The 14,618-nt window shown below is 74.0% G+C and carries 11 protein-coding genes; 6 read left to right on the top strand and 5 right to left on the bottom strand.

Features of this window, described 5'->3' with window-relative positions:
- Positions 1-41 precede the first annotated feature (41 nt).
- Positions 42-1,343, bottom strand: a complete 1,302-nt coding sequence (locus WMF12_RS12930) for a glycosyltransferase (RefSeq protein ID WP_437871335.1) — start codon at positions 1,341-1,343, stop codon at positions 42-44.
- Between the two features lie 86 nt (positions 1,344-1,429).
- Between WMF12_RS12930 and WMF12_RS12925 the strand changes: the two genes are divergently transcribed.
- Complete coding sequence (locus tag WMF12_RS12925) at positions 1,430-3,037, top strand: oligosaccharide flippase family protein (RefSeq protein ID WP_437871330.1); 1,608 nt, start codon at positions 1,430-1,432, stop codon at positions 3,035-3,037.
- A gap of 225 nt (positions 3,038-3,262) precedes the next feature.
- Positions 3,263-4,186 (top strand): DUF4123 domain-containing protein, encoded by a 924-nt coding sequence (locus WMF12_RS12920; RefSeq protein ID WP_437871324.1) that lies wholly within the window; start codon positions 3,263-3,265, stop codon positions 4,184-4,186.
- A 32-nt stretch (positions 4,187-4,218) separates the two neighbouring features.
- Here the strand turns inward: WMF12_RS12920 and WMF12_RS12915 are convergent, their stop codons facing one another.
- Genes WMF12_RS12915 through xseA form a run of 3 tightly spaced genes read right to left on the bottom strand, consistent with a single transcriptional unit; the run spans position 4,219 to position 9,102 of the window.
- On the bottom strand, positions 4,219-6,408 hold the full coding sequence (locus WMF12_RS12915; RefSeq protein WP_437871320.1) for an amylo-alpha-1,6-glucosidase: 2,190 nt from the start codon (positions 6,406-6,408) through the stop codon (positions 4,219-4,221).
- Positions 6,405-7,391: a shikimate dehydrogenase family protein gene (locus WMF12_RS12910; RefSeq protein ID WP_437871314.1), complete on the bottom strand. Its 987-nt coding sequence runs from the start codon at positions 7,389-7,391 to the stop codon at positions 6,405-6,407. Before WMF12_RS12910 ends, WMF12_RS12915 begins: the two co-directional genes overlap by 4 nt.
- On the bottom strand, positions 7,378-9,102 hold the full coding sequence (gene xseA / locus WMF12_RS12905) for an exodeoxyribonuclease VII large subunit (RefSeq protein WP_437871308.1): 1,725 nt from the start codon (positions 9,100-9,102) through the stop codon (positions 7,378-7,380). Before xseA ends, WMF12_RS12910 begins: the two co-directional genes overlap by 14 nt.
- 157 nt (positions 9,103-9,259) lie before the next feature.
- Between xseA and WMF12_RS12900 the strand changes: the two genes are divergently transcribed.
- From WMF12_RS12900 to WMF12_RS12885, 4 genes are all read left to right on the top strand, one after another.
- On the top strand, positions 9,260-9,586 hold the full coding sequence (locus tag WMF12_RS12900) for a biotin carboxylase N-terminal domain-containing protein (RefSeq protein WP_437871302.1): 327 nt from the start codon (positions 9,260-9,262) through the stop codon (positions 9,584-9,586).
- A gap of 213 nt (positions 9,587-9,799) precedes the next feature.
- Positions 9,800-10,957 (top strand): IMP dehydrogenase, encoded by a 1,158-nt coding sequence (locus tag WMF12_RS12895; RefSeq protein ID WP_437871295.1) that lies wholly within the window; start codon positions 9,800-9,802, stop codon positions 10,955-10,957.
- 199 nt (positions 10,958-11,156) lie between these two features.
- Positions 11,157-11,501, top strand: coding sequence for an SCP2 sterol-binding domain-containing protein (locus tag WMF12_RS12890; protein WP_012235105.1), 345 nt, complete (start codon positions 11,157-11,159; stop codon positions 11,499-11,501).
- Positions 11,502-11,692: 191 nt separating this feature from the next.
- On the top strand, positions 11,693-12,880 hold the full coding sequence (locus tag WMF12_RS12885) for a CaiB/BaiF CoA transferase family protein (RefSeq protein WP_437871284.1): 1,188 nt from the start codon (positions 11,693-11,695) through the stop codon (positions 12,878-12,880).
- A gap of 84 nt (positions 12,881-12,964) precedes the next feature.
- Here WMF12_RS12885 and WMF12_RS12880 read toward each other — a convergent pair whose 3' ends face one another.
- Positions 12,965-14,533, bottom strand: coding sequence for a hypothetical protein (locus tag WMF12_RS12880; RefSeq protein WP_437871280.1), 1,569 nt, complete (start codon positions 14,531-14,533; stop codon positions 12,965-12,967).
- Positions 14,534-14,618: the final 85 nt, after the last annotated feature.

The raw sequence follows: 14,618 nt of genomic DNA, 5'->3' as shown, positions 1-14,618 counted from the left end.
CGCGGCGTCAGGCGCGCGCGCTCAGCGCGGAGAGCGCGGCGTCAGCCCCTCGGGCTCGCCGCGACGTCCTCGAAGAGGCGGGCCAGCGCCCCCGCGCTGGCGCGCGCGCTCAGCGCGGAGAGCGCCGCGTGATCGGGCTCGACGAGCGGCCGACCGGCCGCGCGCGCGTCGAGCGCGTCCTCGATGCGGCGCTCGATCGCCGCGGCGTCGCCGGCCGCGTGCGTCCAGCCGAGGCGGGTCGTCTCGAGGATGCGCTCGATCTCAGGGGACGCGAAGGCCGCGAGCACGGGCGCGCGCGCGAGGAGGTAGTCGTAGAGCTTGCCAGGCAGGAAGTACGGCTCCTCGCCGCAGCCGGCGAGCAGCGCGAGATCGGCGCCCGCGACGAGGCCGAGCCCCTCGGCGTACGGCAGCACCGTGCGGTACTCGAAGAGCCGCGACACCCCGAGCTCCTCGGCGAGGCGGAGGTCGCTCCTCGCGACGCGCCCCAGGTTGAGCAGCCGGATCGCGCCCGGGCCGAGCGATCTGCGGCGCGCGACGGCCGCGAGCGCGCGGACGAACGGCGCGAGCGTGCGCTCGCTGTAGCAGTTGCCGAAGTGCACGAGCGTCACCGCCGCGCCGCGCTGCGGGGCGGCCGCCGCGTCCGGATCGAAGCCGGTCCGGATGCACTCGACGCGGCGCGCGATGCGCCGCTCGGCGTAGGCGTCGCGGGTCATCTCGGACGTCACCGTGAAGGCCGCGGCGGCGCCCACCACGGTCCGCTCGACGAGCGCCGCGGCCGCGCGGCTCCACGCGGGCCGCGTCGCCATCAGCGGGCCGAACGACCACGGATCGCGGAAGTCGACGACGACCGGCCGGCCGATGGCCCTGCCGGCCAGCACGCCCGCGAGCACGGCCTCCCACGGCGGCCCGCTCGCGAAGATCACCTCGGCGCCGACCTCGCGAGCGAGGCGCGCGATGCGGACCGCGAGGGCCGGGACGCGGCCTGCATCCGGGCCGATCACCGGGACGTAGCGGATCTCGGCGGCGACGCGCGCGAAGCCCTTGCGCTGCGCGACCGGCACCGGCGCCTCGGTCGGCGCCTCCAGGGTGCCGTCGGAGCCGAGCGCGCGGCGCGGCATGCGCGCGAGCTCGGCGTCCGTGAGGTAGTCGCGGCGTACATCGCACGCGGGCAGGTCGGCGTCGGTGAACGACGGATCCACCCGCTCGCCGGGAGGCGGCTTGGCCGCGAGCACCGTCGTCTCCCAGCCGTGCTCCGGCAGAAATTTCGCAAAGCGGTACGCGCGCTTACCGCCGATGCTGAACCGCGGGGGGAAGTAGTAGCTCACGAGGAGCGCGCGCTTCATCGCGGGACCTATATCACGGGCTAGCCGGGCGCCGCGCGCACGCCTCGGGAGGCCGCTCCTGCCCGCGCATGTGCTACCGAGCCGCCATGCAGGACGAGCAGCCCGCCCCGGTCGAGCCGAGCGCGCCCTCGCGGGCCCCGGAGGTCGCGCGGGCTGCCAAGGCAGCGCCGGGCCCCGGCGAGGCGCAGGGCACATCGCTGGCCGACCGGATCGGGATGGTCGTCGGCGGGCAGGTCGTCAACACGCTGATCGTCCTCGTGCAGGGCATCGTCGTGGTGCGGCTGCTCGGCAAGGCCGAGTACGGCGTGCTCGCGTTCGCGACGATGCTGTTCGTGACGGGGCGCGATTTCGCGCTGCTCTACCTCCCGGAGTCGTTCCTCTATTTCGCGCCCAAGGTGACCCGCGCCGAGCTCCGTGGGCTGGTGCGGCAGAGCATGCTGCTCCTGGTCGGCCTCGGGGCGCTGTCCGCGCTGGCCTTCTCGGTGTTCGCGCTGGTCCCCAGCGTCTTCCTCGACGGCCGCGAGGGCGTCACGCAGCTCCTCCTGCTCATCGGCCTCATGAGCGTGATCGCCTACCCGGCGAGCGTGTTCGGCCCGCTCTTCATCGCCACGAACAACCACCGCAAGTCGGCGGGGCTCGCGCTGATCGTCACGCTCTCGAACGCCGCAAGCGCGATCGTCCCCGCGGCGCTCGGGTGCTCTATCGCCTGGATCGTGGCCGCCCAGTGCGCCGCGCAGGCCCTCCGGCTCTGGCTCTCGTACCGGCTCTACGCGCGGCTGTTCCAGGACGTCGCCGCGGCCCCGTTCCCTGGCGGCGTCAGGGCGCAGCTCGCCTACGCGCTCCCGCTCTCGGTCACGCGCTTCGCCGGCCTCTTCAACCAGAAGCTCGACAAGTTCGTCATCGGCCTCTTCTTCAGCGCGGGTCTCTACGCCGAGTTCTCCGTCGGCTCGCAGGAGCTCCCGCTCGTCGGCGTCCTCGCCTACTCCGTCGCCTCGACGATGCTCCCCGACCTCGTCGCCCGCGTCGAGAACGGCCGGACGCCGGAGGAGGGCGCGAGGGCGGCGATCGACCTGTGGCACTCGGGCGTCCGCAAGACGACGCTGATCATGCTCCCGATCGCGGTGTTCCTCCTCCTCTTCGCCGAGCCGCTCATGCGCGCCATCTACGGCGACGCCTACGCCGGCGCCGCCGTCCCGTTTCGCATCTACTCCGCGCTCCTGCCGCTGCGCGTGACGGCGTACGCGATCATGCTGATGGCGTTCGGGAAGACGTCGATGATCCTGCGGATCCAGGTGCTCTCGATGGCGTTCAACGCCGCGGCGAACCTGGTCCTCCTGCCGACGGTCGGCATGGTCGGCGCGCCGCTCTCGGCGGTGCTGACCCAGGTGCTCGTGATCGCCTTGACGGTGGCCTGCATCGCGCGCTTCTCCGGCGTCGGCCTCCGCGGCGTCTTCCCGTGGGGCCATTACGGGCGCGTCGCGGCCACCGCGATCGTGGCCGCGGCGCCGCTCGCCGCGTTCCTGCTCACGGGCGCGACCGACAGGCGCCCCGCGCTCTGCCTCGCGCTCTGTGCCCCGCTCTACGCGGGCCTCTACCTCGTGGCCGCGCGGGTCACCGGCGCGCTCGCCCCCGAGGACCGGGCGTTCGTGGCGCGCTGGCTGCGCCTCGAACCGCTGCGGAGTCGCCACGGCTGACGCATCCGCGCGCGTCGCACCCTCGCTGTCTCGGGCGGCGAACGAGGGCTGCCAGCGTGAAATGCGCGCAGGCTGCGCCAAAGGGCCCTCGCCTGGAAGGCGGAAAAGATTGACAGTCGCCGGGTCGTCTCCCGCGCGGCGCCCGCCTTCGGGTGGATTTCCCGCCGATCGGTGTTCTAGGCTTACTTGCCGGCCTCATCGGCGCCTTGTGCGATGGAGACGACCATGAGCGAAGACCAGGAAGCAGGGCTCGTCCTCCGGGTCATCTCGGGCCCCCTGGCCGGGCAGACGGCGCGTATCCCTGGCGACCGTCCGCTGCTCGTCGGCCGCGCGCCTGAGTCGGATCTCTCGATCACGAGCGACGGTGAGCTCTCTGCCCTGCATTTCTCGGTGGAGCAGATCGACGGCAGCTACCTCCTCCGCGACCTGGGGAGCCGCAACGGGACGCAGGTCAACCGGGAGCGGGCGCGCGAGGTGTCGCTCCGGGACGGCGACGAGATCCGCGCGGGGGGGACCGTCTTCGCGGTGGTGCGCCGCGAGGTGAACCGCCGCTACGCGCCGACCGAGCCCGCGCCGCCCTCGCGCCGCGCGCGCAGGGCCGCGGTGCTCGCGACCGGGGCGCCGTTCGCCGCGTCGGCGCGGGCGCGGCTCCGGCAGGAGCGCTCGCCCCTCTTCGCGGTGGTCGACGCCGCCCGCGACCCGCGCATCCGGCTGCTGCTCGGCGACGCGGGCGAGCAGACCGCCTCGCTCTACACCGGCTTCCAGGGCGAGATCCTCGCGGACGTCGGCCCCACGCTCGTGCACCTCCCGCACGGGTCCAGGCTGCTCGACGCGCTGGTCGACGGAGGCTGGGGCGACTGCTGGGGCGTCTTCCTGACGAGCGACCGCGCGTTCGGCGACGTGCGGAAGCACCTCCGCCGGTTTCTCCTTGTCGAGAACGGGACAGGCAAGCAGCAGTATTTCCGGTTCTACGACCCGCGCGTGCTCCGCGGCTTCCTGCCCACGTGCGGTCCTCGAAAGATCGAGGCGCTGTTCGAGGAGATCGAGGCCTTCGCCATGGAGGCCGAGGATCCGGGGAAGCTGCTCCGCTTCACCGCCCGGGGCGGCAAGGCGCTGCGCGAGGAGTCGGCGCTGGAACGCGAAGGCTGAAGGCGCGCGCCGGCCCCGCGGGCCGGCGTGGCTCAGCGCGGCGGCGCGCCCGCGGCGCTGCCTGGGTCCTGGGCGGGCAGGTCCCAGGCGACGAGGCGCAGGAGCTCTGCCACGCTGAAGGCCTGCGCGAAGCTGCCACCAGGGTGGTGCGGCGGCTCGCCGGAGGCGACCTCGGGCACCTGGCCGAGCGCGATCTCGTTCGCGGCCGCGGAGGCCGCGAGCCGGTGCAGCAGCGGGATCACGTGCTCGCCGAGCGTGGAGAAGCGCCGGGCGGCGCGCGCGTAGAACCCGAGCAGGAACGGCCAGGCCGTGCCCTGGTGGTAGGCGCTGTCGCGCGCCTCGGGGCCTCCCTGGTACCGGGGCGCGTAGGCCGGATCGGCCGGCGAGAGCGTGCGCACGCCGGCGGGGGTCACGAGCTCCAGGCGGACCCGGTCGAGCAGCGACGCGGCCCGCTCCGGCGTGAAGCAGGCGGGATCCACGGCGACGGCGATCAGCGCGTTGGGGCGGATCGACGCGTCGCGGAACGCGCCCTCCCCGTCCGCGCGCTCCGAGATGACGTCGTACGGGTAGCCGGTCTCCTCGCACCAGAAGCGGGCGGCGAAGCCCCGGCGCGCCGCGCTCGCGGCCGCCTCCGCCCGCCCCGCGAGGCGGGCGTCGCCGGCGGCCCGCGCGAGGCGCGCGAGCGTCTCCGAGCCCTTCGCCCACAGCGCCGTGAGCTCGACCGGGCAACCGGCGCGCGGGGTCACCGCGCGGCCCGCGACGCGCGCGTCCATCCACGTGAGCCCGTCGATGGCGCCCTCGCCCAGGCGCCCTGCGGCGAAGAGGCCGTCGGCCGTGACGTGGATCCCGTTCCGGGTCCCGCGCATGGCCGCCTCGAAGGCGTCGCGGAGCGCGCCGAGCAGCTCGCCCGCCACGAACGGGTGCGTGTCGCCGACCGCGTCCGCGAGCAGGCGAGCCGCCTCGAACAGCCAGAGGGTCGCGTCGGCCGCGTAGAAGTCCGCCGGCTCGCCCGCGTCGGGGAGCCGGTTCGGCACGAGGCCGTCCTGCATCGCGTCGATCATCGCGCGGAGGACGCGGATCGCGGCCTCGGTCTTGCGGGGCACGAGGTAGAGGCCGGGCAGGGAGATGAGCGCGTCGCGGCCCCACACCTCGAACCAGGGGTAGCCCGCGATGACGCTGGGCCGCGCGGCCGCGTCGGCGCGGAACGCCTCGGCCGCGATGGTGAGCTTCCGCTCCAGGAGCGGGCGCCGGGGCCCCGGGTCCTCGGCGCGGATCGCCGCGCTCGCCGCCGCGAGGAGGTTCTCCGGCTCGTCGTCGGGCAGCGCGCCCACCGCCACGAGCAGGTGAACGGGCTCGGCGCCGATCACCGTCTCGAAATGGCCCGGCGTCCAGAGATCCTCGAGGAAGTCGAGGCCCCGATCCTGCTCGCCGAGGTACTCGAAGCGTCGCCACCAGTCCTGCGAGCCGACGAACGTGCCCTGGTAGCGGAAGCAGATCCTCGGCAGCGCGCGGTTCGGCTGCACCCGGACCTCGCCCATCACGGGGCGGTCGCGCCCCGAGCCGGGCTCGCCGCGCGCCGCCCCTGCGCGCAGCTCGACCTTCTGGGAGATCCCGCCGTTCTCGCGGAGCAGCTGGTGGATGTGGCGGGCGGCGAGGAGCGGGCGCAGCGTCAGCATCACCGGATCCGCCCCGCTCCAGGCATAACGGAGGACGGCGGCGTTCTCGCCGCGCACGAGGCCGAGCGTCACCTCGAGCTCGCCGCCCGGGACGGCGTACGCCCAGCGCGGGAGCGGATCCTGATCGAAGCGCTCGAGGTAGAACGAGCTGCTCTCCGGATCGATGCCCGGGAACTGGTGCTTGGCGAGGTCCCACCGCGGCCACGAGGCGCGGCGCTCGGACGGCGCGCCCTGCTGTCGGACCGGGCGGACGCAGACGTCGACGTGCGAGAGCATGACGTGCCGGCGCCGCGGAGGGTCGAGGGCCGCGACGAGCAGGCCGTGGTAACGGCGGGTGTGCATGCCGGCGATCGTCGAGCTCGCGTAGGCCCCCGCGCCGTTCGTGTGCAGCCACTCCTTGCGCGCGATCGAGAACTGGCCCCGCACCTCGACGTGCGGCCACGGCGAGGCGTGCTCGAGCGCGGCGCCCTGGCCGCGGGGCGCCGCGGGCGTGGACGACAGCGCGTCGTGGGTCGGGGAATTCCGCCGGGATCCGTCCGAGCTCATCGACCGCCGGTTGCCTTCCTGAGCGAATCCTCGGCGGCGGAGCGCATCACCTCGACCGGCGCCGGGAGGCCGGTCCAGAGCGTGAAGGACTGCGCCGCCTGGCCGACCAGCATCCCGAGCCCGCCCTCGGCGCGGAGCCCTCTCTCGCGCGCCGTCCGGAGGAAGGGCGTCACCGGGGGGTTGTAGACGAGGTCGTAGAGGCACACGCTCGGCGAGAGCGCGTCCCACGGGATGATGCCCGTGACTTCCTCCCCGGGCGGCCCCCCGAGCATGCCGGCGCTCGTGGCCTGGATGATCAGGTCGGCGGCGACGGTGAACTCGCTCCAGTTGAGCCGCAGCGCCACGGAGGACTTGCTGCTGATCGACCTGTCGGTCGGGATCGGCCAGGGCGCGGTGAGCGCGCCGAGCTCGGACGCGCGCTGCCCCGCGGGCGACTCGAGCATCGCCTCGGTGCCGGTCCACGAGCGGGTGGTCACGCTGATGAGGTGATAGCCGAGCAGCTTGCACGCGGCGATCGCCGCGAACGCCGCGCCGCCCGCGCCGATGATCACCGCGCGCTGGCGCGGGCTCGAGCGCGCGCCGTACGGCCCCTCCGGATCGTCCCCGCGGGGCGGGGCGGATCCCAGGAGCAGCGTGAGCTCGTCGCGGAGCGCGACCACGTCGGTGTTGTACGCCGTCACGCGCCGCGCTTCCGTCGCGCAGAGGACGTTCGCGGCGCCGACGTCGGCCGCGCTCGCGTCCACGTCGTCGACCATCGACATGATCGCGCGCTTGTGCGGGATCGTGACGTTCGCGCCAGCGATAAGGCCGCTCCGGATGTCGCTGACGAAGCGCGCGAGCTCCGCGCCGGTGGGCACGTCGAACGCGCTGTAGATGTGCGGCAGGTGGTGCGCCCGAAACGCGGCCGAGTGCATCGCCGGCGAGACCGAGTGGCCCACCGGGTGCCCCACAAGACCGAACCTTCGCCGCTCAGCGTTCGACATGGTGCCTCTCCTCAGGGCCGGCCTCCGCGCCGCCCTGCCCCACCGAGACCTGGCCGACGGCGCCCGCGCGACCGACGGCCGGGGCGTGCTCCTCGGCCGCGAAGCCGAGCCCGAGCTGCTCGCACGCGGGCGCGCCGGGCTGCGTCCTCTTGCGCCTCGGCGCGCGGCCGGACGCGGCGCGCGGGCCGCCGCCCTGGCGCGCAGGCGGCGCGGGCGCCGCCGCTGCCACCGCGGCCTCCGCTGCCGGCGCGTGCGCGTGGCCCTCGACGAGCGGCTCGTCCGGACCTGCGGTGACGACGACCCGCGCGAGGAGCGCGCCGTGGTGCACGCGCACCGCGATTGGATCGCCCGGCACGACCTCGCGGTGATCGCGGACCGCGCGCCCCGACGCGTCCGTCGCGATGGCGTAGCCGCGCGCGAGCACGCGGAGCGGCGACATCGCCTCGAGCCGGGCCACGTCGCCCGCGAAGCCCTCCCGCAGGAGGGCGACGTGGCGGTGCGCGGCGGCGGCGAGGCGCACCGACAGCGGCCTGAGCGCCCCGCGGGCGCCCGCGAGCACCGCGCGCGGGTGGCGCGCGGCGAGCCTCCGCTCGAGGCGCTGGAGCGCGGCGCGATCCTCGACGAGGATGCGCTCCATGCGGCGCCGGAGCCTCGCCATGGCGTCGTCGATGCGCTGCTGGGGCTCCGCCAGGATCTGCGCGGGCGAGCCGAGCCGGGCGCGCTGCCGGTCGAGATCGGCCCGAGCGCCCCGGAGCCGGTGGGCGATCGCGCGGCGCATGCGGGCCTCGAGGTGCTCCAGCGCCGCGCGCCGCGCGGCCGCGTCCGCGACGAGCATCTCTGCTGCCTGCGAGGGCGTGGCGGCGCGCGCGTCGGCGGCGAGGTCGGTCAGCGCGACGTCGATCTCGTGCCCCACGGCGCTCACGATCGGCACGCGCGCGGCCGCGACCTTCCGGACGACGATCTCCTCGTTGAACGCGCTGAGGTCGTCGGCCGAGCCGCCCCCGCGCCCCACGATGATCACCTCGATGCCCGGGAACTCCTCGAGCAGCGCGATCGCGCGCACGATCCGCTGCCCTGCGCCGGCGCCCTGCACCGGCGTGCGCGCCAGGATCAGCCGTGCGCCGCCGCGGCGGAACGCGACGGTCACGATGTCGTGGATCGCCGCGCCGTCGCCGCTCGTGACGACGCCGATGATCTGCGGATCGACGGGCAGCTTGCGCTTGCGCTCCGGCGCGAAGAGCCCCTCGGCGGCGAGCTTCTCCTTGAGGCGGAAGAGCGCCTCCAGGAGCGCGCCGCGGCCGGCGAGGCGCGCGTCGTCCGCGGAGAACTGGAGCCGGCCCCGAGGCACGTAGACCGTGGCGCGGCCGGTGAGCACGACGCGCGCGCCGTCGGCGAGCAGCTTCCGCGCGCGCGGCGCCGCGGTCCTGTACATCACGCAGTCGATGGCCGCCTCTTCGCTCTCGTCCTTGAGCGTGAAGTAGGCGTGGCCGCTGCCCACGACGCGCAGGCCCGAGATCTCGCCCTCGACGCGTACGTCCGCGGTCGACCCCTCGAGGATCCGCTTCAGCCGGCGATCCAGCTCCGCGACCGAGACCACCTCCGGCTCGGCGCCCCGCTGGCGGCGCGAGGGCGGCGGGCCCGTGAGCTCGCGAGGCTCGGCGACGGGAAGGGCCGCGAACGAGAGCTCGGGCGGGATATCGCGGCGCTGCACAGGGCAGACGTACCCTTTTGCTCGGCCTGTGGAAAGACTCTCGCGGGCCTGATCCCGCGTCAGGCGAGCCCGCCGTCGGGCGCGCGACGAGGCTCGGCGCGGAGCGGCGGAGCGACGGGCCGTTCGCGGAGGCGGTTCCGTGTGAGAGGGCCGGCTCGTGATCCGCAAGGTCCTCCTCCCCGACCGCGGCGAGATCGCCGTGCGAGTCCTCCGATCGCTGCATGAGGCCGGCCTCCAGGGCATCGCCGTCTGCAGCGACGCAGGCGGCGACAACCTCCATGTCCGCCTCGCGAGCGCGTCGTACGCCATCGGTCCCGCGCCTGCGGCCGAGAGCTACCTCCGCTTCAACCGGATCCGCCGCATCACCAGTCGTTCCGGGGCAGGCGCTATCCATCTCGGGTACGGAAAACCGCGAGTTCGAGGAAGCATGCGAGCGGACCTCGTCGGGTTCCTCGTCGCCGAGGAGGCTCGCAACGCGGCGTGACACGTCGCAGCGCGCGCCATCCGCGACCCGCCGGGGACGTCCTCGGCAGGTCGTAGTCGGTCGTAACCGGTCGTAACCAGTCGTAACCGGTTGTAACAGAGCGGGTCGTCAACAACGCGCAGCACCCTACGCAGCGCGTTGTCCCAAAGTCCCCTCGCTCCGGCCTCGGTCAATGCTATTCTACCGCCAACTTTCGGTCGGGGTGGAGGTGCGATGGGACGCGAGGCGAAGGGCCAGAAGGACCCGCTTGGGTCCGTCGCGATGCTCCCGTCGATCGAGGTCCGAGCCCACGAGCCTCCCTCTGCGACAGGCAGGCCGGCGACGCAGCGCGCGGGCGAGCCGGCGAGCGACGCCGCCGTGACGCCTTTCCCACGGGCCCGGTGGTTCGACGCGACCGCTCCCGACGTGACGCCGGCGGGGGGCACGGACACCCGGCGGCGCTGGGCGATCCCGCTCTTCCTGGCCGCGCTCGTGCTGGTCGTGACCGCGCGCGGCCTGATATTCCGTGCGCTGTTGCCGGTCGCCCTCGTGACGGCGGCGGTCGCGCTGCTCGCGCGGGGACGGCGGCAGTTCGTGCCCCCTCCGCAGGTGAGCCGGCGCGGGCTGAGCCTCGAGGGCGATCAGCTGCTCCTTCGAAGCCAGAGCAGCGCTGCGCAGCACGTGCTGCTCACCACCCGCGAGCGGTTCGGCGTCACGCTCCTCGCGACGCCGCGCCGGGATCGTATCGTCGCCCTGCTCAGCTCCAGCGCCGGGATGTCCTCCATCGGGGCCGGCTTCGACGGCCCCTCGCGGCGCACCTTCGCCGCGCTGCTCGACCACGCGTCCGTCGTGGGCTCCGACGAGGTCGGGCTCGAGGCGATCGGCCCGGACGGCGAGCCGATCTCGCTCAGCCCCGCGGCGCTCGCCGCGCTGCTCGAGGAGCTCACGCTGCGCTCTCCTGGGTGCCTCGAGCGCTTCCTCCTGACCGACGCGCGCGGCGCCGCCCTCGGCCTCGACAGCCGCGAGCTCCGCGCCGGCGGCCGCGTCTTCGATCTGACGGCGCCGCTCGAGTGGCGCGCGTTCGTGTTCCAGGAGGCGCTCGGGCAGGCGATCGCGGTGTACCAGGGAACGTGGGTACGCCAGGGTACCAACGAGCTCTCCCTCGTCTGTCTGCTCCCCGCGATGACGCCGCCGCTCGACGGGCTGGGGACATCGCTCGGCCCGCTCGATCGCGGCGCGCTCCGTGACCTCCGGCTGATGCAAGGCATACCGGAGAGCCCGCCGCCCGCCGATCAGCGCGTCGCCATCGATCGCCTGCTGATGGTCCCGATCCGATCCGCGCTGGACAAGGCGCCCCGGCCCGCCGCGCAGGCGCCGCGCGCGCGTGCATGACGCATCCACGGTGAACCCAGCGCCAGGGTTGTCCTGATGGGTCGACGAGACGGCGCGCCAGGGCTGCCCTGACGGAGCGAGGAGACAGCGCGCGGGCGTCGTGCTTCGCTTGACTCCCGCGCGCGGGCACGGGTAAACCGCGCTCGGTATCCAGGCGATTTCGAGTCACCACGTCCCACACGACATCCGGAGGCGATCCATGGCCGTCGATATCCAGAAACTGTTCAACGAGGAGCTGCCCGCTGCGCTGGTGAAGCATTCGGACGCGGCCAAGCAGATCGGCGGGAAGTACCAGATCAACGTGACGGGCGAGGGCGGCGGCGAGTGGCTGATCGACCTGTCCGACAGCGGGCCCAAGCTCTCCTCGGGCAACCCTGGCAACGCGGATGTCACGATCTCGCTCAGCAGCGAGGATTTCCAGAAGCTGCACGAGAACCCGCAGGCCAACTCGATGCAGCTCTTCTTCGCGGGCAAGCTGAAGGTCACGGGCAACCAGATGCTCGCGATGAAGCTCCCGAAGCTGTTCCAGCTCAACGCGGGCTGATCCGGGCGCCGGCGGAGATCCGGCGAGCCCGCCTGCGCCGCCGCGCGCGGTAACGGCTCGCTGGTGGATCGCAGCCACTGCGTCCGCCCCAGCCAACCTCGTGTGCCTTCTGCGCGCGGCGCGCCCTTCGCTCATCATTCCTCGATCGCTCGATCCCTCGACGGATCTCGCGCAACGACAGGAAAGCCGCCGTGCGCCCTCTCACCGACACGCGCGTCCTCGATCTTTCGAGGCTCTTGCCAGGCCCCTTCGCGACCCTCGTGCTCGCGGATCTCGGCGCGACGGTGGACAAGATCGAGGACGTCGCCGGCGGGGACTTCCTGCGCCAGCTCCCCCCGCAGATCGCCGGAGAATCCGCGGCGTTCCAGCTCTTGAACCGCGGCAAGCGCAGCGCCCTGCTCGACCTGAAGGCGCCTGAGGGTCGCGACGCCTTCCGCCGGCTCGTCGCCGGCTACGACGTGCTCTTCGACCAGTTCCGCCCGGGGGTGCTCGATCGGCTCGGACTCGGTCACGCGGCGCTGCGCGCGGACAACCCGCGGCTCATCGTCTGTGCGCTGACAGGCTACGGTCAGACGGGCGCCCTGGCGTCGCGCGCGGGGCACGATCTCAACTACATCGCGCGCGCGGGGGTCCTCGGCGCGCAGGGGCCCGCCGAGGGGCCGCCGCAGGTGCCGGGCTTCCAGGTCGCCGACATGAGCGGCGGGATGTGGTGCGTGATCGCCATCCTCGCCGCGCTGCGCGAGCGCGAGCGGACCGGGCAGGGCGCGGTGCTCGACATCGCCATGACCGACGGCGTGCTCGGCTTCGCCCTTCCCACGCTCGCCGCCGCGCTCGCGAGCGGCGGAGAAGCGGTCGGGGAGACGGCGCGCGCGGCGGGCGGCGCGCCGCTCACCGGCGGGCTCGCGCCGTACAACACCTACCTCTCGAAGGACGGGCACGCGATGGCCCTCGCCGCGCTGGAGCCGAAGTTCTGGGCCTCGTTCTGCGAGGGCGCCGGGCTCGATCCCGACCCGAGCGCGCTCGTCCCCGGGCCGCACCAGGCCGAGCTCAAGCGCAAGCTGGCCGCCGTCGTTCGGGAGAGGACGCGCGCCGAGTGGGAGACCTTCGCCGCTGAGCGCGACTGCTGCCTCGAGCCGGTCCTCGAGCCGCGGAGCGCCGCGGCGGATCCCCACCTCGCCTCGCGTGATCTCGTGTTCGAGATCGCCTCGCCGCGCGGCCGGATCCCCCAGCTGAGGACGCCGGTCACGCCGGCGGGCGTCGCGTTCGCGCCGGCGCCTCGAGCCGGCGAGCACACGCGCGCCGTGCTCCGCGACGCGGGCTTCTCGGAAGGGGACATCGACGCGCTGATCCGCGCTGGCGCGGCGCGGGAGGCGCGCTGACGGCCGCCGTTCGCGAGCGCGCCGCGCGCCACGTCGAAGATGCGCGCGGCGCGCCGGCAGCGGCGACCGAGCTCCCGCTTCGCGTCAGATCTTCTTCAGCTCGTCGACGAACTCCCAGTCGGCGATGAGGTGCTTCTTGAGCATCAGCGACAGGAGCGCGGCGAACATCGCCTCCCAGCGCACGTTGTTGCCGAGGATCTCGCTCGCGTCGGCGCCGTGAGACACCGCGCGCAGCGCGGAAACCAGATCGCGCGCGGTGAGGCCCGAGTCGTCCGCCGTGGGAGGAGGAGGCGGCTCGGACTGCGCGGTGGCGCGGGGGGACGGGGCTTCTTTTCGCTGCTGCTGCGGCTGCTGCTGGGATTTGGACCCGCGCGCGGGGAGCGTGATCGTCGTCCCGTCGAGCAGGGTGAGCGAGACCATCCGCCGGCGACCGCGGCCTTGCGGCGCGGGGATGTTGCGCACCTCGCGCTCGCTCGGGGGCTCGTCGCCGTAGTCGGGCACGCTCTCCGGGACGGTGCGCGCCGCAGCGCTGGCGCGTCCGAGCACCGCGCCGAGGAGAGCCGCGGCTGGCGTGCTCGACGTCGGCGCCCCGTCCATGCTCGGCGCCGCGTCGCCGGCGGACGCCGCGACGGGCCCCGGTGCGGAGCTCGGGCGCATCGTCTTCCGGCGCTCCTGCTGCGCTGCCTGCGCCTGCGCCGCCTGCGTGGACTGCGCCTGTGCCGCCTGCGTGAACTGCGCCTGCGCTGGCTGCGCAGGTTGCGCGGGCGGGGCGGCTCGTGCTGCCTGCGCCGCCGCGAGCAGCTCGGGCGTCGGCGCGACCTTCAACGTCGGCCGCGACCGCTCGTCCGGTCGGCCGCGGATCTGCCGCTCCTCCGGGGAGCTGCGGACTTCCTTGGCCGCGGAGCGAGGCGGTTCCCACGCCAGCTCGTCATCCATGACGCCCACGTCGGAGGGGTCGACGTCGGAGGTCTCGATCGCCGGCCCCGCGTCCTCGACCAGCCGCGCCCCGGATCGCATGGCGGGCCTGGTGAGCAGCAAGGGCTCCGGCGTCGATGGCGTCAGCGGCGTGTCCTCCGCGTGGCGCGCGGTCTCGGGCGCTCCGGAGAGCTCGGACGAAGGCGGCGGGTCGGCGGGGCGCGCCCGCGACTGCGGCTCGCTCACCTGGGCCTGCTTCGCGGGCGCGGGCGGCGGCGCCGAGCGGGCGCGCGCTCCGTAATAGACCCGGATCGCGTTCCGGATGTCGCTCGGCGGAGCGATCATCGCGCGCACGGGCAGGCCGGAGAACGCCATGCACTCCTTCATGCCGTCCTCGTTCGTCGGATCGTCCATCGCGACGTACAGCGTCTCGCCCTGGTTGCGGACGTGGCGAACGTAGATCGGAACGAGGCAGTAGCGCTCGGCCACGTCGTGCGGGACGAGGTTGAGCAGCTGCCGCGAGAACTCGATGTGCAGGAGCGACACCCAGGGGACAGCGAGCTGGTGCGACAGGATCTGCGTCAGCTGGGTTTCGTTGATGAGCCCTTGCTCGACAAGGAGCGTCCCCAGCCGCCGGCCATCCGTGCGCTGCTGCTCCAGGGTCCTCTCGAGGGCGTCCTGGGTGATCATCCGCGCGTCGACCAGGAGCTGACCGAGACGTAGGCGAGGCGTAACCATCGCGCCCGAGGTTACCCCAAGAAGGATCCAGGACCTAACAGACGGCTGGACGAGCCCCCCCGCCCCCTCCAGACGGCGCCCCCTC

Origin of the sequence: Sorangium sp. So ce363 (genome assembly GCF_051520435.1) — a bacterium.
GTDB classification, from domain to species: Bacteria; Myxococcota_A; Polyangia; order Polyangiales; family Polyangiaceae; genus Sorangium; species Sorangium cellulosum_B.
This window is presented reverse-complemented; position numbering and strand designations above follow the sequence as displayed.

Excerpts from the sequence above, each read along its gene's own strand:
- WMF12_RS12930 (WP_437871335.1), bottom strand. The coding sequence starts at position 1,343 with ATGAAGCGCGCGCTCCTCGTGAGCTACTACTTCCCCCCGCGGTTCAGC.
- WMF12_RS12925 (WP_437871330.1), top strand. The coding sequence starts at position 1,430 with ATGCAGGACGAGCAGCCCGCCCCGGTCGAGCCGAGCGCGCCCTCGCGG.
- WMF12_RS12920 (WP_437871324.1), top strand. The coding sequence starts at position 3,263 with ATGAGCGAAGACCAGGAAGCAGGGCTCGTCCTCCGGGTCATCTCGGGC.
- WMF12_RS12915 (WP_437871320.1), bottom strand. The coding sequence starts at position 6,408 with ATGAGCTCGGACGGATCCCGGCGGAATTCCCCGACCCACGACGCGCTG.
- WMF12_RS12910 (WP_437871314.1), bottom strand. The coding sequence starts at position 7,391 with ATGTCGAACGCTGAGCGGCGAAGGTTCGGTCTTGTGGGGCACCCGGTG.
- WMF12_RS12895 (WP_437871295.1), top strand. The coding sequence starts at position 9,800 with ATGGGACGCGAGGCGAAGGGCCAGAAGGACCCGCTTGGGTCCGTCGCG.
- WMF12_RS12890 (WP_012235105.1), top strand. The coding sequence starts at position 11,157 with ATGGCCGTCGATATCCAGAAACTGTTCAACGAGGAGCTGCCCGCTGCG.
- WMF12_RS12880 (WP_437871280.1), bottom strand. The coding sequence starts at position 14,533 with ATGGTTACGCCTCGCCTACGTCTCGGTCAGCTCCTGGTCGACGCGCGG.